The sequence below is a fragment of the Citrobacter sp. JGM124 genome, assembly GCF_018257795.1.
Taxonomy (GTDB): Bacteria; Pseudomonadota; Gammaproteobacteria; order Enterobacterales; family Enterobacteriaceae; genus JGM124.
In genome coordinates, this window is the sequence record NZ_JAERJD010000011.1 from 83,585 (window position 1) to 106,290 (window position 22,706).

Here is a 22,706-nt window from a genome sequence, read left to right on the forward strand (position 1 = left end):
TTTTAAGCATACCAATTAAGTTTAAATCCATGGTTCAAGGCACGCTTTATATTGTTTCGGCTCCAAGTGGGGCAGGAAAATCCAGCCTTATTCAGGCTTTGTTAAAGACACAACCGTTGTATGACACCCAGGTTTCTATTTCTCACACAACTCGAGATAAACGTCCTGGAGAAAATCACGGGGAACATTACTACTTCGTCGGTAAACCCGAATTTGAGCAAATGATTGCCGAACAGGCATTTCTGGAACACGCAGAAGTGTTTGGTAATTATTACGGCACCTCTCGTCATGCGATTGAGCAGGTTCTGGCTACAGGCGTCGATGTTTTCCTGGATATCGACTGGCAAGGCGCTAAACAAATTCGGCAGAGAATGCCTCATGCCCGAAGTATTTTTATTCTGCCGCCTTCGCAAGAAGAGTTAGATCGTCGACTTCGTGGTCGGGGTCAGGATAGCGAACAGGTTATCAAAAAGCGCATGGCACAGGCTGTCGCAGAAATGAGCCACTATGCGGAGTATGATTATCTTATTGTGAATGATAATTTTGACTCTGCCCTGTCTGATCTCAAAATAATCATCCGTGCTGAGCGTTTACGCATGAGTCGCCAAAAAATGCGACATGACGCTTTAATCAGCAAACTATTGGCAGACTGACATCAGTTTCAGTATCATGCCCAGTCATTTCTTCATCTGTGGAGCATTTTAATTATGGCACGCGTAACCGTTCAGGACGCTGTAGAGAAAATTGGTAACCGTTTTGACTTGGTACTGGTCGCCGCACGTCGCGCTCGTCAGATGCAGACCGGCGGTAAAGATCCGCTCGTACCGGAAGAAAACGATAAGACAACCGTGATTGCCTTGCGTGAAATCGAAGAAGGATTGATCAATAATAAAATCCTTGATGTTCGTGATCGCCAGGAACAGCAAGAGCAGGAAGCGGCTGAATTGCAAGCTGTTACTGCCATTGCTGAAGGCCGTCGTTAATTAAATCTGCGGGTAACCCTTGTATCTGTTTGAAAGCCTGAATCAGCTAATCCAACATTACTTGCCAGAGGAGCAAATCAAGCGACTCCGGCAGGCATATTTAGTTGCACGTGACGCTCACGAGGGACAAACACGCTCAAGCGGTGAGCCCTATATCACGCACCCTGTCGCCGTTGCCTGTATTCTGGCCGAAATGAAACTCGACCATGAAACATTAATGGCGGCATTGCTGCATGATGTGATTGAAGATACCCCGGCTACCTACCAGGATATGGAACAGCTTTTTGGTAAAAGCGTTGCAGAACTGGTTGAAGGCGTATCGAAACTCGACAAGCTTAAATTTCGCGACAAGAAAGAAGCGCAAGCTGAAAACTTTCGTAAGATGATCATGGCAATGGTGCAGGATATTCGGGTAGTTTTAATCAAGCTAGCCGACCGCACACACAATATGCGTACTCTTGGCTCTCTACGCCCGGATAAGCGCCGCCGTATCGCTCGTGAAACGCTTGAAATATACAGCCCTCTTGCCCATCGGCTGGGTATTCACCATTTAAAAACAGAACTCGAAGAGCTCGGCTTTGAAGCTCTGTATCCGAACCGCTACCGTGTCATTAAAGAAGTGGTGAAAGCCGCTCGTGGTAACCGTAAAGAGATGATTCAAAAAATCCTTGCGGAAATAGACGGGCGACTTCAGGAGGCAGGCATTTCATGTCGTGTGAGTGGGCGTGAAAAACACCTCTACTCTATTTACTGCAAGATGACCCTCAAAGAGCAGCGGTTCCATTCCATCATGGATATTTACGCTTTTCGCGTTATCGTTCGTGACGTTGATACCTGTTACCGCGTACTTGGTCAAATGCACAGTCTGTATAAACCTCGTCCCGGCAGAGTCAAAGACTATATCGCTATCCCGAAAGCTAACGGCTACCAGTCACTGCATACGTCAATGATTGGCCCACATGGTGTGCCGGTCGAAGTGCAGATTCGTACTGAAGATATGGATCAAATGGCTGAAATGGGGGTTGCTGCACACTGGACCTATAAAGAACAAGGTGAAAGCAGTACCACAGCCCAAATCCGTGCCCGCCGTTGGATGCAAAGCTTGCTTGAATTGCAGCAAAGCGCCGGTAGCTCTTTTGAATTTATCGAAAGCGTAAAATCTGATCTATTCCCTGATGAAATTTATGTTTTCACACCAGAAGGCCGTATTGTTGAACTTCCTGCGGGTTCAACACCTGTAGATTTTGCCTACGCAGTACATACTGACATAGGCCACGCTTGCGTGGGGGCACGCGTAGACAGACAGCCTTATCCGCTGTCACAGTCGTTAGCCAGCGGACAGACCATTGAAATCATCACCGCTCCAGGAGCCCGTCCTAATGCTGCCTGGCTTAATTTTGTCGTCAGCTCAAAAGCACGTGCCAAAATTCGTCAGATGCTTAAAAATCTGAAACGTGATGATTCTGTCAGCCTGGGGCGTCGTTTATTAAATCATGCCTTGGGCGGCAGCCGTAAACTGGCAGAGATCCCACCAGAAAATATTCAGCGTGAGCTGGATCGCATGAAGCTGACATCTCTGGATGACCTGCTCGCAGAAATTGGTCTCGGCAATACCATGAGTGTTGTTATCGCCAAGCATCTGCAAGGTGAAGTCACCGCGACATTACCCAGCACAACCGCAGTACAAAGCACGCATACTCATCTGCCAATTAAAGGCGCTGATGGTGTTCTGATTACCTTTGCAAAATGCTGTCGACCTATCCCGGGAGATCCGATTATTGCTCATATCAGCCCAGGTAAAGGACTGGTTATTCACCATGAATCCTGTCGTAATATTCGAGGCTACCAAAAAGAGCTCGAGAAGTTTATGGCCGTGGAATGGGATAAAGAAATAGAGCAAGAATTTATCACTGAGATTAAGGTTGATATGTTCAATCATCAGGGTGCTCTGGCGAACTTAACTGCGGCGATCAACACAGCTGCTTCGAATATTCAAAGCCTGAATACCGAAGAAAAAGATGGCAGAGTCTATAGTGCATTTATTCGACTGACTGCCCGGGATCGTATCCAGCTGGCCAATATCATGCGTAAAATCCGTGTGATGCCTGACGTGATCAAAGTAACCCGTAACCGAAACTAGTGCTATGAATCCGCAACGTTATGCCCGTATTTGCGAAATGCTCGCAAGACGTCAACCTGACCTGACTGTATGTATGGAGCAGGTACATAAGCCCCATAACGTTTCTGCGATTATTCGTACTGCAGACGCTGTTGGCGTGCACGAAGTCCATGCTGTGTGGCCAGGAAGCCGCATGCGTACCATGGCTTCTGCTGCTGCCGGCAGTAATTCATGGGTAGAAGTAAAAACACACCAAACCATCAGTGAAGCCATCAGCAAGTTGAAAGGCTCCGGTATGCAGATCCTGGCAACCCATCTTTCAGGAAAGGCTGTTGATTTTCGTGAAATTGATTATACCCGTCCAACTTGTATCTTAATGGGGCAGGAAAAAACCGGTATCACTCAGGAAGCACTGGCACTTGCAGACCAGGATATTATTATTCCCATGATTGGTATGGTGCAGTCACTTAATGTCTCAGTTGCTTCTGCCCTGATCCTCTACGAAGCACAGCGTCAGCGACAGAATGCAGGAATGTATCAGCGTGAAAACAGTATGTTACCAGACGCTGAACAGCAACGATTACTCTTTGAAGGTGGTTATCCCGTACTGGCCAATGTCTCTCGCCGTAAGGGGCTTCCTTACCCCTATGTGAATCAGCAAGGTGAAATAGACGCTGATGCCGCATGGTGGGCCGCTATGCAGTCTGCAGGATAAGCCGTGAAAGGCCAGCTCCTTGACGCGATCCCATTAAGTGCCCTTGCTGGTGTGGGTGCCAGTCAGAGCAGTAAGCTTGCTAAAATAGGTCTATATACTCTTCAGGATCTCCTGTTACATCTCCCTTCACGCTATGAAGATCGTACTCAGCTTTGTGCCATTGGCCAGCTGCTGCCCGCCATTCATACAACGGTAGAAGGCGAGGTGATGAATACTAATATCTCCTTTAGCGGTCGTCGTATGATGACCTGCCAAATAAGTGATGGCACCGGTATTCTGACGTTGCGTTTCTTTAATTTTAATGCAGCGATGAAAAATAGCCTCTCTACGGGAAAGCGGGTGCTGGCTTATGGTGAAGTAAAACGTGGTAAATATGGGGCGGAAATGATCCACCCAGAATACCGTATTCAGAGTGATTTAAGCACACCTGACCTGCAGGACACACTCACTCCCGTTTATCCAACGACGGAGGGTATTCGCCAGGCGACGTTGCGTAAACTCACGGATCAAGCTCTGGAGCTACTGGATACCTGTGCCATCACGGAGCTACTCCCTCCTGAACTTAGCCAGGGCATGATGAGCCTGCCAGAGGCGCTGCATATACTTCATCGTCCGCCACCCGACGTGCAGCTGAGTGAACTGGAATTGGGTAAACATCCCGCACAACGCCGGCTAATTCTTGAAGAGTTACTGGCACATAACCTCAGTATGCTGGCATTACGGGCTGGAGCCCAACGCTACCACGCTTTGTCCCTCGGCCATGATGATGTGTTAAAGCAGAACTTCCTTGCTGCTTTACCTTTCCGACCAACGCTTGCACAACAACGCGTAGTGGCTGAAATCGAACAGGACATGACCAAAGATGTACCAATGATGCGTCTGGTTCAGGGTGATGTAGGTTCAGGAAAGACTCTGGTTGCAGCCCTGGCTGCGTTGCGTGCAATTGCTCACGGCTATCAGGTGGCTCTGATGGCACCCACGGAACTACTTGCAGAGCAACATGCCAATAATTTTCGTCACTGGTTTGCCCCACTGGGTATCGAAGTGGGCTGGCTCGCGGGCAAGCAGAAAGGGAAGGCACGTATTGCACAACAGGAAGCCATCGCCAATGGTCAAGTCTCAATGGTGGTGGGTACCCATGCTATTTTCCAGGAGCAGATACAGTTTGCCAGGCTGGCTCTGGTTATCATTGATGAACAACACCGGTTTGGTGTCCACCAGCGTCTGGCCTTATGGGAAAAAGGACAAGCTCAGGGCTTTCATCCTCACCAGCTGATTATGACGGCAACACCGATCCCGCGCACACTGGCTATGACGGCATATGCTGACCTTGATACCTCTGTTATTGATGAATTACCTCCCGGAAGAACACCGGTGACAACAGTCGCCATTGCGGATACCCGTCGTAACGAAATTATCGAGCGGGTACGCCATGCCTGTGAGGATGAAGGGCGCCAGGCCTATTGGGTTTGTACCTTGATTGAAGAGTCAGAATTACTTGAAGCACAGGCTGCAGAGGTCACTTGGGAAGAGCTCAAAGGTCAGCTCTCTGCATTAAATGTCGGGCTGGTGCATGGTCGCATGAAGTCACAAGAAAAACAGGCGGTCATGCAAGCCTTTAAACAAGGGGAGTTACAGCTGCTGGTTGCTACCACCGTGATTGAAGTTGGCGTTGATGTGCCGAATGCTAGCTTAATGATCATTGAAAACCCCGAGCGGCTTGGCCTGGCACAACTGCATCAGTTACGTGGGCGTGTGGGGCGTGGCGCGGTGGCATCACATTGCGTCCTGCTGTATAAGTCACCATTATCAAAAACAGCCCAACGCCGTTTACAGGTACTGCGTGACAGTAACGACGGGTTCGTTATTGCCCAGCAAGATTTAGAAATTCGTGGTCCTGGTGAATTGCTGGGGACACGTCAAACAGGAACGGCTGAATTTAAAGTCGCAGACTTACTCCGGGACCAGGGAATGATCCCTGAGGTTCAACGATTAGCTCGCCATATTCATGAACGCTATCCGATACAAGCCGGGGCATTAATTGAACGCTGGATGCCAGAGACTGAACGTTACTCAAATGCTTAAAAAGGAAGTGATTCGGTATCATTTCTCCGTGGTATGACTCCCCCCTGGCACAATCAAAAAACCAGCATTAACTGCTCAGTCAGGCTCATATTAAAGCCACCGCCCCTTCCTGGGGCAGTTTTTCAGTATCCACAAGGCGATGGCGACAAAATTTAATTCGATAACGTTAATCGGCCATTAATATGATCATTTTCATACCGTTTTATGATGTGTATGATTTACTGGCAAACGTTTGCTTTTGAGCCCTGGTCAGTTAAAATTGCCTACTTTCCCACAATGAGATAACCCTGAATGTCCGCGAATGCTGCAGATCAAGATAAAACGCAATCGATTACACCCAGTTATTCTGACGAATTGATCTATCGTCTTGACGATCGTCCCCCGCTGCCGCAAACGCTTTTTGCCGCTTGCCAGCACTTGCTGGCGATGTTCGTTGCGGTTATTACACCTGCGTTACTGATTTGCCAGGCTTTAGGTTTGCCTGCATCGGACACGCAGCACATTATCAGCATGTCTCTTTTCGCGTCAGGCGTCGCCTCGGTTATTCAAATTAAAGCCTGGGGGCCGGTAGGCTCAGGGTTGCTGTCTATTCAGGGCACCAGTTTTAACTTTGTTTCACCTCTGATTATGGGGGGGATGGCACTAAAAAATGGCGGTGTTGATATCCAGGGAATGATGGCAGCTCTCTTTGGTACCCTGATGCTGGCCAGTTGTACCGAAATGATCATTTCCCGTTTCTTACACCTGACGCGTCGAATCATCACTCCGCTGGTGTCAGGAACAGTGGTGATGATCATTGGATTATCACTGATTCAGGTTGGGCTGACTTCCGCTGGAGGAGGGTACGGGGCTCTCGCGAATAATACCTTTGGCGCACCTAAGAATTTACTGCTTGCCGCTTCAGTCTTGGTGGTCATTATTCTGCTTAACCGCCAGCGCAACCCGTACCTGCGTGTGGCTTCATTAGTCATTGCAATGGCTGTGGGCTATATACTGGCCTGGATGATGGGGATGCTGCCAGAGAGTACAGCACCCACAAATACCGATTTAATCACTATCCCAACCCCGCTCTATTATGGGTTAGGTATCGACTGGGGCTTACTGATCCCATTGATGCTGGTATTTATGGTAACTTCACTGGAAACCATTGGTGATATTACTGCAACTTCTGATGTTTCCGAGCAACCGGTCTCCGGGCCACTCTACATGAAACGCCTGAAGGGTGGTGTATTAGCGAATGGCCTCAACTCCTGTGTTTCCGCTATTTTCAATACCTTCCCTAACTCCTGCTTTGGGCAAAACAACGGGGTTATCCAGCTCACCGGTGTCGCCAGCCGCTATGTTGGCTTCGTGGTCGCACTGATGCTTATTGTCTTGGGTCTGTTCCCTGCCGTGAGTGGTTTTGTGCAACACATTCCAGAACCTGTTCTGGGGGGCGCGACGTTGGTGATGTTTGGTACTATTGCGGCGTCAGGGATCCGTATTGTTTCTCGTGAGTCACTCAATCGACGGGCGATTATGATTATCGGCCTGTCGCTCGCTGTAGGGCTAGGTGTTTCACAACAGCCGTTAATTTTACAGTTTGCACCTGAGTGGATTAAAACACTGTTATCTTCTGGTATTGCTGCTGGCGGCATTACTGCCATCATCCTGAATTTAATTTTTCCACCTGAAAAAGCCTAACATTCTGGCGTATCGCGAGTTTTAAACTCGTGATGCGCCTTTACCATTGCTTATCCTCCCCTTGAGCTATAACAACAAATGGTGCATAAATTCCTTATCGGAATGTCACAGGATGGAAGACAATGAAATTGATAGGAAGGCTGATAGTTATCGTGTCAGGCATTGTAGTGCTTATGCTTGTTGCCCTCTATATAGTGCTACAAACACAATGGGGTGCCCGGCAACTCAGCCAATGGATCAGTAATAATACCAACTATCGTTTAACCCTGAGTCATATAAGCCATCACTGGTCCACGCCAGACCACTTGATTTTTCAAGATATTACCCTGGGTTATGCTGACCAGCCGACAGTCATTGCTGTGAAGCATCTCGATATTGGCTTAAGTCTGCGGCAATTTTCAGACCCGCTGGATGTTGATACGATCTTGCTCCAGCAAGGCTCAGTGACGCTTCACAATAATACCCTTCCTTTACCACTGAAGGCCTCTCGTCTCCTGCTACAGGATATTACTATTGATAACAGTGATGGAGCATGGCCATTGCACGCTGAACGGGCAAATGGAGGTGTTATTCCCTGGTATCCTACGTCGGATAGCCTCTTCGGCAAAACCGCAAGTATTGAATTCAGCGCTGACTCGCTGACCTTAAAAGGGATTCCTGCCAGACATGTTCTGGCTCAGGGTTCGCTCAACAATGGCAACCTTGAGTTATCGACCCTTGGTGCGGATATCGAGCGTGGAACATTAACCGGTAATGTGAGCCGTACCAGCGATGGTGCATGGAAAATAGGCAACTTGCGACTGAATGATATCCGTTTCCAGACGGAACAATCCCTCACCGACTTTCTTGCCCCGTTGACTGATGCACCCTCATTACAAATTGATCGCCTCGATATTACGGGTGCCCGGCTGGAAGGCCCGGCCTGGGCAATCAGTGATTTAGATCTTAGCCTACGAGGTATCACCTTCAGCAAAGGTGACTGGCACAGCGATGAAGGCACGCTCTCCGCTAATGCACGAGAATTTATCTGGCATTCCATCCACTTCCAGGAACCGATAATCAATGCTGATTTAATCCCGCAGGGAATACTATTACGTCAGTTTAGCTCACGTTGGGAAGGTGGTTTAGTCCGTGCTAATGGGCAGTGGCTCCGGGACGGCGACAGTGCCCTGATGAACGAAGTCGTATTCACCGGACTGGAGTATACTCTGCCCGAAGACTGGAAAGCACTCTGGGCACAGCCGTTACCCCACTGGCTGGCAGAGATGACAATCAAGAAACTTTCCGCAAGCCGTAACCTGATTATTGATATTAATCCTGACTGGCCTTTCCAGTTTACCGCTCTGGATGCCAGCGCGAGTAATCTGGTGATTGCCCGGGACCATCAGTGGGGGCTATGGGATGGGCGGCTCTCATTAAACGCAGCCAATGCCACCTTTAACCGGGTTGATGTTCGTCGCCCATCACTCCTGTTAAGTGCAAACCCACAGCAGATAACCTTATCTGATCTCAGTGCATTTACTGAAAAAGGGCTACTGGAAGCGACGGCCACCATTAGCCAGATGCCACAGCGAGTCACACAGGTAGAATTAAAAGGTCAGAATGTTCCCACGAATATTCTCCACCCCTGGGGATGGCCGGTTAATCAACTGGAAGGAGATGCAAACCTCACCCTTTCAGCCTCTGGGCAACTGGCGGCTCAGACACCGTTGCGACCAACGGTAAATGGAACGTTACATATCACCGATAGTCATGGACAACAAATTCAGCAAGTGGTGAAACAAGGTGAACTGTTAGCGCCCTGACGTCACGTTCTGTCGGTTATTCTTCTTCATTTCCCCCTTCTTCAAGGGGGCCAAAAGGTTTCGCTGGCAGGACCATATAAACCCCCTCAAACATTGCCCCTTGAGTATTGTCACTATAAAGACTCACTTGTAATGTCACTCGCGCCTTGCGTCCCCGCGCAAGGCGATCTAAATCCCCGCTTAAGGAACCCATATCCGCAGATGCCATCGGCTTACCGACAATTGGGCTACTGTAGCGAATATGGGCATCAACCAGAATAATAGTGCCCCCCAAATGGCGTTCACGCAGCATTAACCAAATCAGCCCCCATCCAGTCAGCGTCGCCAGGGAAAACAGGCTACCTGCAAATAAGGTATGGTGTGGGTTTTGATTACCGGTTTCTGGCATGGTGGTAATAAATTTATGCCCTGTATATTGCTGAATACGCACCCCCATCTTTTCACTGAGAGGGATATGCTGATGCCAGGCCTGCTGCAACTGCCCACACCAGTCAGGACGGTGCAGAATATCATCCAGCGAAGCGATGGGTTTAATCATCATAAAATGACGGATAGGTGTCGTTTGTGGTGCGGTAATCTCACCCTGATTAACAAAATCAAGTTTGGCAAAAAACTCTACCGCATCTTCACGAGCACTACAGGTCACACGCTTGACCCCTTCCTGACGCGCGACAGACTCCAGTGCCATCGCGATTAACGTCCCTAAACCTTTGCCTTGCACCGCTGGGGCAACGGCCATAAAACGGATAGCAGCCTCATTATCAGCATTAATATATAAGCGCCCCACTGCAACAATCTTACCTTGTTCGTCCACAACCATTTGGTGATGAGCCGTCGCATCCCAGGCATCTCGCTCGGAACCTTGGGGCTGATGTAATGGCTTGCGCAACATTTCCCAGCGAAAATGGAAGTAATGTTCAAGTTCCTCTGGTGTTTCCGGGACAAGAAGATGATACATAAGCTGCTCTCTTATTTAATGCCATCGCAGATAAGACGCTATTCTACGGGTAGAACCTAAGACGGGGATACGTTAGACCTGTAGCCAGAAGGTCACAGGGCCATCATTAACTAGCGAAACTTCCATATCAGCTGCAAATCGTCCTGTCCGGGTAACCGTACCTTGTTGCTGACATTTTGCGACAAAATAGTCGTACAGTGCCTCAGCATGTTCCGGTGCCGCCCCACCAGAAAACCCTGGCCGCATTCCTTTCTCGGTATCCGCGGCGAGGGTAAATTGCGATACCACCAGAACACTCCCCCCCGCCTGCTGTACACTCAGGTTCATTTTTCCATTTTCGTCACCAAAAATACGATACCCCAGCACGCGCTGACATAAGCGATCGGCTTTCTGTCGGGTGTCTTCTTTTTCTACCCCCAAAAATACCAAAAGCCCGGGGCCAATTTCACCTGTGACGTCATTGCCAACTTTGACACTGGCACGGGTTACACGCTGAATTAATGCAATCATCATTGTTCCGGTTTGTTTTCTTCTGCTGGCTGCTTGAGCCGACGATAGTCTCCGAAGGTAGCGGTAATTTCAGCACCCAGCAAGACAATACACCAAGTCCAGTAAATCCAAATAAACAGCAAGGGGATCACAGCTAAAACACCATAAACCAGCTGGTAAGATGGAAACATCGTAATGTAGAGGGTGAAAATTTTCTTACCCAGCTCAAATAATGCGGCCGCAATTATCGCCCCAACTGCAGCGTCTTTTACCGGTACACGAATAGTCGGCACCAAGTTATACAGTAGCCAGAATGAGAGCCACGAGAGTAACAGGGGAAAGATCCGCAAAATGTCGTCCATCACACTATGCAGCTCTGATGCCCAGCGTAAGGAGAGTAAATATGAGCTGATAGCCACACTCCCCCCCACCAGCAAAGGCCCAAGGGTCAAAATCATCCAGTAGACTGCAAATGAGTAAAGCCGAGGGCGAACCCGGGTGCTGCGCCATATAGTATTCAGAGCACTGTCAATGGCATACATCAGTAACAAAGATGTAACCACCAGCCCAGCTGCGCCCACTGCCGTCATCCGACTGGCATTGGCAATAAATTGATCGATATAACGTTCAATAACATCACCCGTTGCGGGCATGAAGTTAGTAAAAATAAACTGCCGTAGCTGAACACTAATATCAGCAAATATCGGAAAAACAGCAAAAAGTGCAAAGATAACGGCCACCAGTGGCACCAGGGAAAGTAATGAAACATAAGCCAGGTTACCGGCCAGCGTCATCATATTGTCCTGGTCAATTCTCTGGTATAGCAATTTCCCCCAGGTTATTGCCGATCTCACCGTGTATTTTGTCTTATGCCCGATATTGTTTAGCATCTGTTTTTTGCAAACCACTCAGGGATAGTTTGTTTCCCGGTCACCATAATTGCCTCGATCCCGAGTTGTTGAGCACTCTTAATATTATCTTCGTTATCATCAAAAAAGAGCGCGTCATCTGCACTGAATCCCTCCTCTTCGAGGAGTTTAAGATAAATTTCCGTATCCGGTTTCCTCATGCCCATCTGCTGAGAAAGATAGATTTTATCCGTTGACTGCGCCACTTCCGGGTAAGCTTCTGGCCAGAATTCGCAATGCAGTTGATTCGTGTTGGAAAGCACCACTACTCGGTGCCCTTGTTGACGCAATGCCTGCATCACATCGATGGTTTCTTTACGCAAACCAACGAATATGGCTTGCCAGCCATCAGCAAACTGCTCGTAGCTCAAGGCCATATCCAGTTGATGCCCCATCCGTTGGGCAAACGCCTGATCACTGATATGCCCCCGTTCATGCAAGTGGAATGCTTCACCTATAGTAAAATTCTTTTGCAAACTGGCTAGCGGTACTCGGCTGTGATCACTCCAGACACCAAGCACTCGATTAAAATCGATATCAACGATGACATTGCCTAAATCAAAGATATACAGCATGGGTATCTCCTTGTTGATCTGGGAAATCCACTTTAGCGGTAAATGAAAGTTTTGACTATGAAGAAAAACAGGGCAAACGAGCATCGTGATCATTTTTTGGTGAGTAACAAAAAATATTGATATATCTCAACTACTAACCACTGTGAAAAACAGTTCTGAAAATCCACGTGACGTATTAAATAAATTAACAGCTTATAATATATTACGTCATTCATGGCCATTATCATTACGTCATTGATATTATCAATACCGGATTCACTTTATTTAACATACCGAATGATAACGCTCATAATTAATTTTTAACGTTGAACCCGGTTTATTTAAAAAATAAAAACCAGCCTTATGGAAAGATCACCACCAGAAATAAAACCACCTTTGACGCTTCATACCATTTGAAATTCCCCGGTATAATTAAAAAGCAAACAGTAAATCACGAAATATTAATCAGTCACTGCGATCCGGCTAACATATTAAAAAAACAATAGTTTATTTAAGGTATTTCTTATATTGCATCATGCTCAAGACCTGTACACTTAGCCGCAGAACATGCAAACATAAATATGTTTTATGTTCATTAGTAACCACGAAAAAAAGTGGGAATTCAAGTCTTGCATACCGCCGAATCATACAGAAAAAATTTCGATAATTAAGCAAGAGATGAGAATACAGGCACGACCTGTATCCAGTATCGCCCATTTACATCGCTTCAATGTCAACCCAACACTTACGTGGCGATACCAGTATCAGAAGGCCATGGCTGTTGCAACCATCGGAAAAATGTTGCTCCTCGCTTCAGGCGATGAAGCACTGCATCAAAAAGTATGGATGGAAACGATGAAACTAATAAAAAAATCATGACGTATAACTATATGAAAAGGATAATAATTACCCCGCTGTCCCAGCAAACCATTGACACAGCGATTTAAAGCTATCTCAAACAGCCGTCAATTAATTGATATATATAAAACAAAGGTGTTTTTTAATGATCATAGTCTGTGACAAGTCCGGTAACCACATCAAATGACATACATCGTTATGAATAAAATACATCGGTATTGTGTCAGCATCCTTCCGGACCCTATATCTATATGAAGAACACCCTCTGGTGCTCTCGTAAAATACCGTAAAAGTTTTAACACGATCATTCTATAAAACGTAAATATACCGATTGCGACGAAAGTATTAACACGACTGGCTAAACAGAGCATCAACTTAACTCAGAGAATATGGATAACAAGATAATCCGTATATTAATTTTATGTCAAAAACAAAAAACATCCCCCTTCAGGGGTCTTCTTATCAGGCGCCTCAGCTATCCAATACGTTATTGCTTCTGTTTGCTATTTCACTGTCGTGCATTATCATTGCCACCTCTTTTTTTTACATTTACTACTACGTAAACAATACCATTTCGGATTATCGCCGTCAGATGAATGCTGCAGCCTATAATGCACAAGATTTTTTTGATGATCGTGAAGCTGGGCTGAAAGCGCTGACTGATGCAATCATAAGTCTGCCCATGAATGTTGATATATTCACACCATTGATTCCTGATGTAGCGCCGGATGTGTCTGTCTATCCGCTCGGTGAAGATAAATACGAGCCAAAGTACGGCATTATCATGACCCAAAAAGACAGAGCTGAAATCACTCGAAATAAACTACAACTTGTCTATACATCCAGTGAAACGGGAAAAACAACCATCCTGACACCTGATCCTGAAAAAGCTTCACAGCTATCTGCTGAAAGTGAAAATCAAATAGCGACATTTTTGTCTAATCAGAAATGGCCAGAAAAGGAAGAGGGTTCTTTATTTATCTCATGGTTTAATACTATTGAAGATAAAGAAAAGCGGCTTTACCTTTATACTCCGGTCGATATCAATAACCCGGCTTCAGGCTGGTTAGGTATCAAGATTAATAATGTGGCACTCAATATCGCGCTCTCTACTCTCAACATGGGAAATTACGATCTTGTCGACCCTCAAGGTCGCTCAGTATTACACAGTGATATCTCAGCGTCTCATGACTATTGGGTTGGTCGTTTCATTACCGATACTTTCGGTCTCACCGGAGATACATTCCTTCCGGAGTATCTGGTATTGCGTAAATCTGTCGGTCGCGGTGACTGGAGCCTTGTGTACTCTTTGCCTGTTCCGCAATTGATTAAAAAACACTTATTATTCTTTCTTGTCGTAACAGTTATAACAGTGACTCTTATTATATTTGTTGTGCTAAGTATTCTATATCTGTCCCGTAGAGTACTCAAACCGGCAATTATCCAGTATTCAGCACTAACCGACAGTGAAGCACTGAATCGTAAACTCGTCGAGACAGTCTCTGTAGGGCTGGTGCTGGTACGCATAAAAGACGCAAAGTTACTGTTTTGCAATGAACTGGCCCAGAGCTGGGTACAGAGTGACACGGAGTGGTATTCGCGTATTTCAGTCGTCAACTATCCCCCCGTCTCGCATGAACTCACATTGCACGATGGCAGAACAATACAGCTCAGTTACACAGCAACATCCTGGGGTGGAGATATCGCCATACTCTGCGTGCTCAATGATATTTCCAGGTTAAAAGATATTGAGCACTCTCTTGTAGAAGCCAAAAGTATGGCTGAGTCCGCAAACCAAGCGAAGACACTATTCCTCACAACAATGAGCCATGAAATTCGTACCCCACTCTATGGCATTCTCGGGACGCTTGAGCTCTTCGCACTCAGTCAATTAAGCAGACAACAGAAAGAGTACTTGAAGACATTATTACAATCCTCCTCGAGTTTACTACGCATCGTTGACGATAGCCTTGACCTGTCGAGTATTGAAGCGGGTCAACTCAGGCTGACAATAGCCCCATTTTCCCCTATGGAGCTCGCTGAACTGGTGGTGTCAACTTATGCCGCTAAGGCAGAAAACAAAGGCCTGCAACTCTATGCTATCTCTGATGTTAACCTCCCGCATTTATTACTGGGGGATACAATGCGGATACGTCAGATACTGGATAATCTGGTTAATAACGCGATCAAATTCACACACTATGGCCATGTGGTATTGAGACTTAGTGTTGAACAACAAGATGATGATACCGTCAGGCTTATCATTAAGATTGTTGATACCGGTATGGGGATAAACTCTGAGCATCTGCTCCATCTCTTCGAGCCTTACTTTCGCTCAACAAATAATCTTACAGAATCGATTCCAGGCTCCGGGCTTGGGTTATCCATTTGTTCCCGCCTGACACAGGCAATGGGAGGGGCGCTGCACGTCGTCAGTCAGCAAGGACTCGGTAGCCAGTTTACTTTCGAAGCGAATCTGCCCATTGCCAGAGATGCCCATGCAACACCCCAGCCCTATCTCCTGCCGGAACCTATCTACGTTGATGGCGCAATCCCTGAGATAGTCAATAATACATGTGAATGGTTACGTCATTGGGGCGCACAGGCTTTCCCTCTGCGCCATAAAGCACAAGGGGATAAAACACGGGGAATCATGATTCAGACCTGGCCACCGTCACAGAATACAATAAACTGGCCAGGCAGGCTGATTATTGCCTTGCCCCCCTCGTTATGCCATGAACAAAACAGTCAGCATAATGCTGTCATAACCGGTGCCTATAGCATTGTTGAGATAGGGCATAGCGTGCAAGCGATGCAACAACAGAGAGCATCCGTACCCTCAGAGACATCCGCTTTTACTGTCATCACAGAGCGCTTTGATTTGTGTGTATTGATCATTGATGACAGCCCAGTGAGTCGGACTATTTTATGTGAGCAGCTGGAGCTATTTGGATGTAATGTGGTACAGGCGACGAACGGCCTTGAGGCAATGAAAATCTTTTCTCTTTATGCTTTTGATGCCGTAATGACAGACTTATATATGCCTGATATGAATGGGCTCGAGGTCACTACTGCACTCCGTGAACAAGGATATAAAGGAAGAATTATCGGCCTTACGGGTAACGCTTATCAGAAAGAGAGAAACCTGGGGCTTAAGGCGGGCATGGATAGTATGCTGCATAAACCTTTGTCGTTAATTCAGTTGCGATCTGTTTTACGAAAGATCCTTAAAAGCAAGAGCTGATACTTGGCGATCGTCCCATTAGACGGGACGTTTTTTTTCTTACCGACGTGTTTACATGAAGAGATGGAAACAAGCTATGCCGTTAATTTTCCAGGCCGGCTCGCACCCAAATTGTTAATATGCTCCCCACTATCAATACACGTCCATTATACTCAGCAGATTCATCCACGAAATAGGTGTCTACTGTTCATGACAAAAACGCCATTTACTACAATTACTTACAGCACACGCTGGCAACATTGGATGTTTTTCATATTAATACCAGTCGGCATCCTGTTATCAGTGGGGATGTACTGGGGGATCCATCGTGCGATTGAACAGGAACAACGTCGATTCACACTGGATTTTTTAACACTCGTTGACTACATCGATGAACAGGAAAGTTTCCTGAAGCAATTGAGGGATAAAAACGAAAAACTGGTGAAATTGCCTTTTCAGCGCACAGAAATTTTTCATAAGGTTACCGCGCCACTGAGTGGAGAAAATCAGCTGTTCGAGGCACAAGAATCGACGGTAACGCTCCCATTTTCGCTGATTTGCGAAACACAAACTCAGTGTTTTGGCCCACAAAATACGCTGTCTATGCTCGGTAGCTACCTGTCTGATTTTTACTCTTCATTCTGGGCCTCCTCCACTTATCCGGCTTCAACTGTTTTCTTTTTTAATAAAGAAGATGACGTCAGTATCAGCATACCCGCCGTGAATACAAACACGGGTATTGACCCGATCACCATGCCTGCCTACCAAGGCATTATTGGGGAATTGCGTAAAAGAATACCAGAAAAGTCTCCCAAAGATTGCCAGCTTTCTGAGGGAGGTGATGATGTCGTCTGGTTCAGCACAACAACGCTACCCAAACGACTTGTTGGCTTTATTCCCGCTGGCTTATCCCCTCGAATTCTGGACAGTTCTTCCCGCCAGCACAGCTGTATTTACGCGGCAACGTTAATGAATCGTTCACAACCGGATACCCTGACGGAGGATATACATCCCGCCCCTAAATACCTATTCTGGTTACAGTATCGAGAAAGCTCCTGGCTAACACATCAAAAACACGGATTGTTAATTGGAGAAGGGGAGCTGCCGGAAGAAGAACCAGGGCTGCATTACACCCTGGATGGGTTAGTACTGAAAGTTACTGATAAAACAGGGAACTGGACTGGTGTTTATCGGATAAGTTACTCCAGCTTTTTTATCGATAATATCTGGTTATTATCAACCACCATCTTTCTATTACTGTTCAGTATTGCTGCCTGTCTTCTTTATATGCGCTGGTATAACCTCCGGGTGCTTTTACCGGCACAGAAGGCGCAGCATGAAATACTCGAAAGCGATGCATTTAACCGGACGCTGCTGCAGACCGCACCTATCGCACTCTGTCTCATCGCTCGCGATGATGGTCGTGTCATCTTTGCCAATGATCTCGCACTTGAGTGGCTGGGTGCAGATATCGAACAGCAGCTACCAGACTCTGATGCAATGAGACAACTGCTGAGTAAGGTGCAATATGCTGTAGAAGACGGCACGATTGAACAGCTTGAGATTAATGATCAGCGCACACTCTATGTTGCTTACGCCCCGACACGTTACCTGCAACAAAATATTACCCTGTGTGCTTTTACTGATGTCAGCTCTTATGCCGAAATAGAACGCAATCTGACCAATGCAAGAGAAGCCGCAGATGAAGCTAACGAAGCAAAATCCACGTTTCTGGCAACCATGAGTCATGAGATCCGCACGCCATTATATGGAGTGCTGGGTACTATGGAGCTACTTTCTTTAACGGCACTGGATGACCAGCAGCGTCAATACTTTAATCGCATTGAAGATGCTTCCCTGATGCTGCAAAAAATCATCAGTGATATTCTGGATTTCAGTAAAATTGAAGCCGGTCAGCTTCAGCTGGATATGACGCCATTCAGCCTGATGGAGTTAGTTCAAAATGTAACTGGAACCTATGCCGGCATGGCGAATAACAAAGGGTTATTGTTATTTTCTCTTGTGTCTACCGATATACCGAAAAGGGTAGTGGGCGACCCGGCGAGAATACGTCAGATTCTGAGTAATCTCATCAGTAATGCTATTAAGTTTACTGATTCTGGTCACGTGATTATACGTCTTAGCCAGATAACGCGATCATCCGCAAAAACCCGTCTACGGATAGAAATATGTGATAGCGGTATTGGTATCAGCCTTGCCAAACAGGCTAAACTTTTTACACCCTTTTATATTACTAACACTGAACGTAATACCGCCGGCGGTACCGGATTGGGGTTATCAATATGCGCACATCTCGCTGAGTTAATGAACACAAAAATTCAGATCCAGAGTGAATCAATGATGGGGAGCATATTCTTTTTTGAACTGGATCTTGATATCGCTCCCGATACACCAGAACCGGCCTTAGACCTCACCAACGCGACCATTTTGGTACGAACACCACATCCTGAACTGACCACCAATATTTGTGACTGGCTGAAATTCTGGGGTGCACAAGCTTACCCCGTTGGCGAAGCGTCAGTACCAATGGATAATTCTGCTATTTTTGTGGAAATAACACGAGGCCCGTCAAATGCACCGGCTGACTGGCATGGGCAATATATAGGGCTTTCACTTTCAGGAGAGACCAGTACATCCAGTATTGATGCTTATCGTATTAACAGTATTGGATTTGGAATTAACCAACTAATACACAACATATCAATCGTTCCTTCTAACGAAACGTTACTGCCACGCTTTAAGTTACGAATCCTGATAGCCGAGGATAATCCGCTTAATCAGATTACGCTACGGGAGCAACTCAAACAGTTAGAATGTGAAGTGGACGTTGCGGATAATGGTGAAGAAGCACTGGCACTGTGGGACATCAGTCCATATGACATTATATTGACCGATGTAAATATGCCCTACCTTAATGGTTATGAACTGTCCCGTAAACTCAGATCTGAGGGGGTTACTCAACCTATTATTGGCGTAACAGCAAACGCTATGCGTGATGAAGAGCAACGTTGCTTTGAAGCCGGGATGAACGCATGGCTGGTGAAACCGATAAAATTGCGTAAACTGGCAGAGCTATTAAGCCAGCACGCTTCTCCGGACCAAATTAACGTTCAGGGTAACGTAGAATATCATTCTCATTTAGAGCCTGATGTCCTTCACAGACACCGCGATATATTTTTGCAAACCATGTGGGAAGACTGGCATAAATTACATGATGGAATCATGCAGAAAAATGCCGATATGATAGACATGACCCTGCATCGCATGCGCGGCGCCTTAGTGTTGGCGAAACAGATCGATCTATCATCACGAATCGAAATGGTTGAACACAACATGCGTCTTTTGGGATTAGATGAGATTATTTTGGCTGATGTTGTTGAGATAGAGCACGAAATTCACCTGTTGTTAACAAACATTGAAACAGAATCGATATCAGGAACAACACTATGAAAATGCTACGTATAGTTCTTCTGGATGATCACCAAGTTGTCTTGGCCGGAATGAAAGATTTTCTGGATCAAATACCCAATGTTCGTGTCGAAAAAACGTTTTCTATATCAACAGACTTGATCTCTTACCTGCGTGAGAATAAGCCTGATATTGTTATAACAGATTATAATATGCCAAGGGATGATACTTATCAGGATGGTCTTAAGTTCGTCGACTTTTTATTGCGTTCTTTTCCTGGTATGAAACTGTTGGTATTGACGATGATCTCAAACCCAATGATTGTTTCTGCTTTGTATGATGCAGGTGTCGCGGGTGTTATCTTTAAGCAAGATCCACTCAGTGAAGTACAAGCAGCACTGCGTATCGTAAGTAATAATAATAAATACTATCCGCCTTCATTTACAAAAAACACACGTCGAGATAAAAATGAAATGTCCTTACAGGACAGAGTTAATAAATTATCGCCTCGTGAATATGAAGTCCTGCGTTATTTTATTGCAGGAGAGTCAATCACCCAGATAGCCGAAAAACTTAACCGCAGCACAAAAACGGTAAGTTTACAGAAGAACTCTGCAATGAATAAATTAAATGTGGAGTCAAACCAGGATCTAATACGATTCTGTGTTGATAACAATATATTTGATTAACCCGTTATTAATATATTTTTCTGGTAATTGAAGGGATGTGAGTAAATACCATAGCGTATTACTCACATCACAAACCATGCCTTACTCTGCTTCCTGGCCTGGCTCCAGTAAAATCCCGGTATTGCATTATAATTACCAAAGAAAAACACCCTGTCAGCGTGACGCTCACAGGGTGGGAATAACCATCGAATAACGGCACCCGACTACGTTAGAATCTAACGGTTAAGGTGCAGTTTCACAACAGGACGAATTATACGTCTTTGCTGCCGCGTGAAGCGCGTTTACGATCGTTTTCGGTCAGGTGACGTTTACGAATACGAACAGAAATCGGTGTCACTTCTACCAGTTCGTCATCATCGATGAATTCCAGAGCCTGCTCCAGAGACATTTTGATGGCCGGAACCAGGGTAGTCGCTTCATCCGTACCTGATGCACGCATGTTAGTCAGTTTTTTACCCGTCAGGCAGTTTACTGTCAGGTCATTAGAACGACTATGGATACCAATAATTTGCCCTTCATAAACTTCAGCACCATGACCGAGGAACAATTTACCACGATCTTGTAAGCTAAACAGTGCGAAGGCAACGGCTTTACCCTGACCATTAGAGATCAACACGCCATTCTGACGCTGACCAATATCACCAGGACGAACATCATCGTAGTGACTGAAAGTAGAATAAAGCAAACCGGTACCTGATGTCATCGTCATGAACTCAGTACGGAAGCCAATCAAACCACGTGCAGGGATCAGGTAATCAAGACGAATACGACCTTTGCCGTCAGGGATCATATCCTTAACGTCGCCTTTACGCTCACCCATGGCTTGCATGATAGAGCCCTGATGCTGTTCTTCGATATCCAGCGTCACGTTTTCGAACGGCTCTTGCATACGGCCGTCAATCATACGGTTGATAACTTTCGGGCGGGATACTGCCAGCTCGAAGCCTTCACGACGCATGTTTTCGATAAGAACAGACAAGTGCAGCTCACCACGACCAGAAACACGGAACGCATCAGCATCTTCAGTCTCTTCAACGCGCAGAGCTACGTTGTGTACCAACTCTTTGTTCAGGCGATCAAGGATCTGACGAGAGGTAACATATTTACCCTCTTTACCGCAGAACGGAGAGGTATTGACGTTAAAGAACATGCTGACCGTCGGTTCATCAACTGACAGTGCAGGCAGAGCTTCAACATTCTGCGTATCACACAGTGTGTCAGAGATGTTCAGTTCGCCCAGACCGGTAATTGCGATAATATCGCCCGCTTCAGCTTCGGTGGCCTCAATACGCTCCAGACCAAGGTGGCCCAGTACTTTACCCACTTTACCGTTACGTGTTTTACCTTCGCTATCAATAATGGTGATCTGCTGGTTAGGTTTAACCTTACCGCGCTTGATACGACCAATACCGATAACACCTACGTAGTTGTTGTAATCCAGCTGAGAGATCTGCATCTGGAATGGACCATCAACATCAACACTGGGTGCTGGAACATGGTCGATAATCGCCTGATACAGCGGGGTCATATCAGCCGCCATATCACTATGGTCGTTACCAGCGATCCCATTCAGTGCTGATGCATAAATGATTGGGAAATCAAGCTGGTCGTCTGTGGCGTCAAGGTTAACGAACAGATCAAATACTTGGTCAACTACCCAGTCAGGACGAGCGCCTGGACGGTCAACTTTATTGATAACAACGATAGGTTTTAAACCATGGTCAAACGCTTTCTTGGTGACGAAACGCGTTTGTGGCATAGGACCATCCATTGCATCAACAACCAGCAATACAGAGTCAACCATAGACATTACGCGTTCAACTTCACCACCGAAATCGGCGTGTCCTGGGGTATCAACGATATTGATACGATAGCCATTCCAGTTGATAGCAGTATTTTTAGCGAGGATGGTAATCCCACGCTCTTTCTCCAGGTCATTGGAGTCCATCACACGTTCGGCGGCTTCAGCACGTTCGCTGAAAGTACCGGATTGTTGTAACAACTTGTCAACCAAAGTAGTTTTACCATGGTCAACGTGCGCGATGATGGCGATATTACGCAAATTTTCGATCACAGATTTGCCTCAGGCATTAGAAATAGCGCGTTATTGTACACGTATTAATCGAAGGACAGAACAGGATCACAAAGAACCTTTACAAACAACATGAGAAGTAAGGGTTTGTGATCGTTTTCACGAAGCTGAAAAAG

At 46.2% G+C, this 22,706-nt stretch carries 15 protein-coding genes; 10 read left to right on the forward strand and 5 right to left on the reverse strand.

Annotated features, from left to right (window positions below):
• The first annotated feature begins 29 nt into the window (after nt 1-29).
• From gmk to JK154_RS15540, 7 genes are all read left to right on the forward strand, one after another.
• Nucleotides 30-653, forward strand: coding sequence for a guanylate kinase (gene gmk, locus JK154_RS15510; protein WP_211993466.1), 624 nt, complete (start codon nt 30-32; stop codon nt 651-653).
• 54 nt (nt 654-707) lie between these two features.
• Nucleotides 708-983 carry a DNA-directed RNA polymerase subunit omega gene (gene rpoZ / locus JK154_RS15515; protein ID WP_211993467.1) on the forward strand — a complete coding sequence of 92 codons (276 nt, stop codon included), beginning with the start codon at nt 708-710 and terminating at the stop codon, nt 981-983.
• 19 nt (nt 984-1,002) lie between these two features.
• Nucleotides 1,003-3,123 carry a bifunctional GTP diphosphokinase/guanosine-3',5'-bis pyrophosphate 3'-pyrophosphohydrolase gene (gene spoT / locus JK154_RS15520; RefSeq protein ID WP_211993468.1) on the forward strand — a complete coding sequence of 707 codons (2,121 nt, stop codon included), beginning with the start codon at nt 1,003-1,005 and terminating at the stop codon, nt 3,121-3,123.
• 4 nt (nt 3,124-3,127) lie between these two features.
• The gene (trmH, locus tag JK154_RS15525) at nt 3,128-3,817 is read left to right on the forward strand and encodes a tRNA (guanosine(18)-2'-O)-methyltransferase TrmH (RefSeq protein WP_211993469.1); all 690 of its coding nucleotides are present in this window, start codon (nt 3,128-3,130) and stop codon (nt 3,815-3,817) included.
• Nucleotides 3,818-3,820: 3 nt separating this feature from the next.
• A complete protein-coding gene (gene recG / locus JK154_RS15530) occupies nt 3,821-5,902 on the forward strand; it encodes an ATP-dependent DNA helicase RecG (RefSeq protein ID WP_211993470.1) in 2,082 nt (693 codons plus the stop codon).
• Nucleotides 5,903-6,193: 291 nt separating this feature from the next.
• Complete coding sequence (locus JK154_RS15535; protein ID WP_211993471.1) at nt 6,194-7,585, forward strand: uracil-xanthine permease family protein; 1,392 nt, start codon at nt 6,194-6,196, stop codon at nt 7,583-7,585.
• A 122-nt stretch (nt 7,586-7,707) separates the two neighbouring features.
• Nucleotides 7,708-9,390 carry an AsmA family protein gene (locus tag JK154_RS15540; protein ID WP_211993472.1) on the forward strand — a complete coding sequence of 561 codons (1,683 nt, stop codon included), beginning with the start codon at nt 7,708-7,710 and terminating at the stop codon, nt 9,388-9,390.
• Between the two features lie 16 nt (nt 9,391-9,406).
• Here JK154_RS15540 and fabY read toward each other — a convergent pair whose 3' ends face one another.
• The 4 genes from fabY to yihX all read right to left on the reverse strand — a co-directional run bounded on the left by fabY (nt 9,407) and on the right by yihX (nt 12,320).
• Nucleotides 9,407-10,348 (reverse strand): fatty acid biosynthesis protein FabY, encoded by a 942-nt coding sequence (gene fabY / locus JK154_RS15545; RefSeq protein ID WP_211993473.1) that lies wholly within the window; start codon nt 10,346-10,348, stop codon nt 9,407-9,409.
• Between the two features lie 72 nt (nt 10,349-10,420).
• Nucleotides 10,421-10,858, reverse strand: a complete 438-nt coding sequence (gene dtd / locus JK154_RS15550) for a D-aminoacyl-tRNA deacylase (protein ID WP_211993496.1) — start codon at nt 10,856-10,858, stop codon at nt 10,421-10,423.
• Nucleotides 10,858-11,727, reverse strand: a complete 870-nt coding sequence (locus JK154_RS15555) for a virulence factor BrkB family protein (RefSeq protein ID WP_211993474.1) — start codon at nt 11,725-11,727, stop codon at nt 10,858-10,860. The genes dtd and JK154_RS15555 overlap by 1 nt, the downstream gene beginning before the upstream one ends.
• The gene (gene yihX, locus JK154_RS15560; protein ID WP_211993475.1) at nt 11,721-12,320 is read right to left on the reverse strand and encodes a glucose-1-phosphatase; all 600 of its coding nucleotides are present in this window, start codon (nt 12,318-12,320) and stop codon (nt 11,721-11,723) included. The genes JK154_RS15555 and yihX overlap by 7 nt, the downstream gene beginning before the upstream one ends.
• Before the next feature lie 1,258 nt (nt 12,321-13,578).
• Here yihX and JK154_RS15565 point away from each other — a divergent pair.
• From JK154_RS15565 to JK154_RS15575, 3 genes are all read left to right on the forward strand, one after another.
• Nucleotides 13,579-16,401: an ATP-binding protein gene (locus JK154_RS15565; RefSeq protein ID WP_211993476.1), complete on the forward strand. Its 2,823-nt coding sequence runs from the start codon at nt 13,579-13,581 to the stop codon at nt 16,399-16,401.
• Between the two features lie 243 nt (nt 16,402-16,644).
• Nucleotides 16,645-19,851, forward strand: coding sequence for a response regulator (locus JK154_RS15570; protein ID WP_211993477.1), 3,207 nt, complete (start codon nt 16,645-16,647; stop codon nt 19,849-19,851).
• Entirely contained in the window at nt 19,848-20,498 is a 651-nt protein-coding gene (locus tag JK154_RS15575) for a response regulator transcription factor (protein WP_211993478.1), read from the forward strand. The genes JK154_RS15570 and JK154_RS15575 overlap by 4 nt, the downstream gene beginning before the upstream one ends.
• Nucleotides 20,499-20,748: 250 nt before the next feature.
• Here the strand turns inward: JK154_RS15575 and typA are convergent, their stop codons facing one another.
• A complete protein-coding gene (gene typA, locus JK154_RS15580; protein WP_211993479.1) occupies nt 20,749-22,572 on the reverse strand; it encodes a ribosome-dependent GTPase TypA in 1,824 nt (607 codons plus the stop codon).
• Nucleotides 22,573-22,706 lie beyond the last annotated feature (134 nt).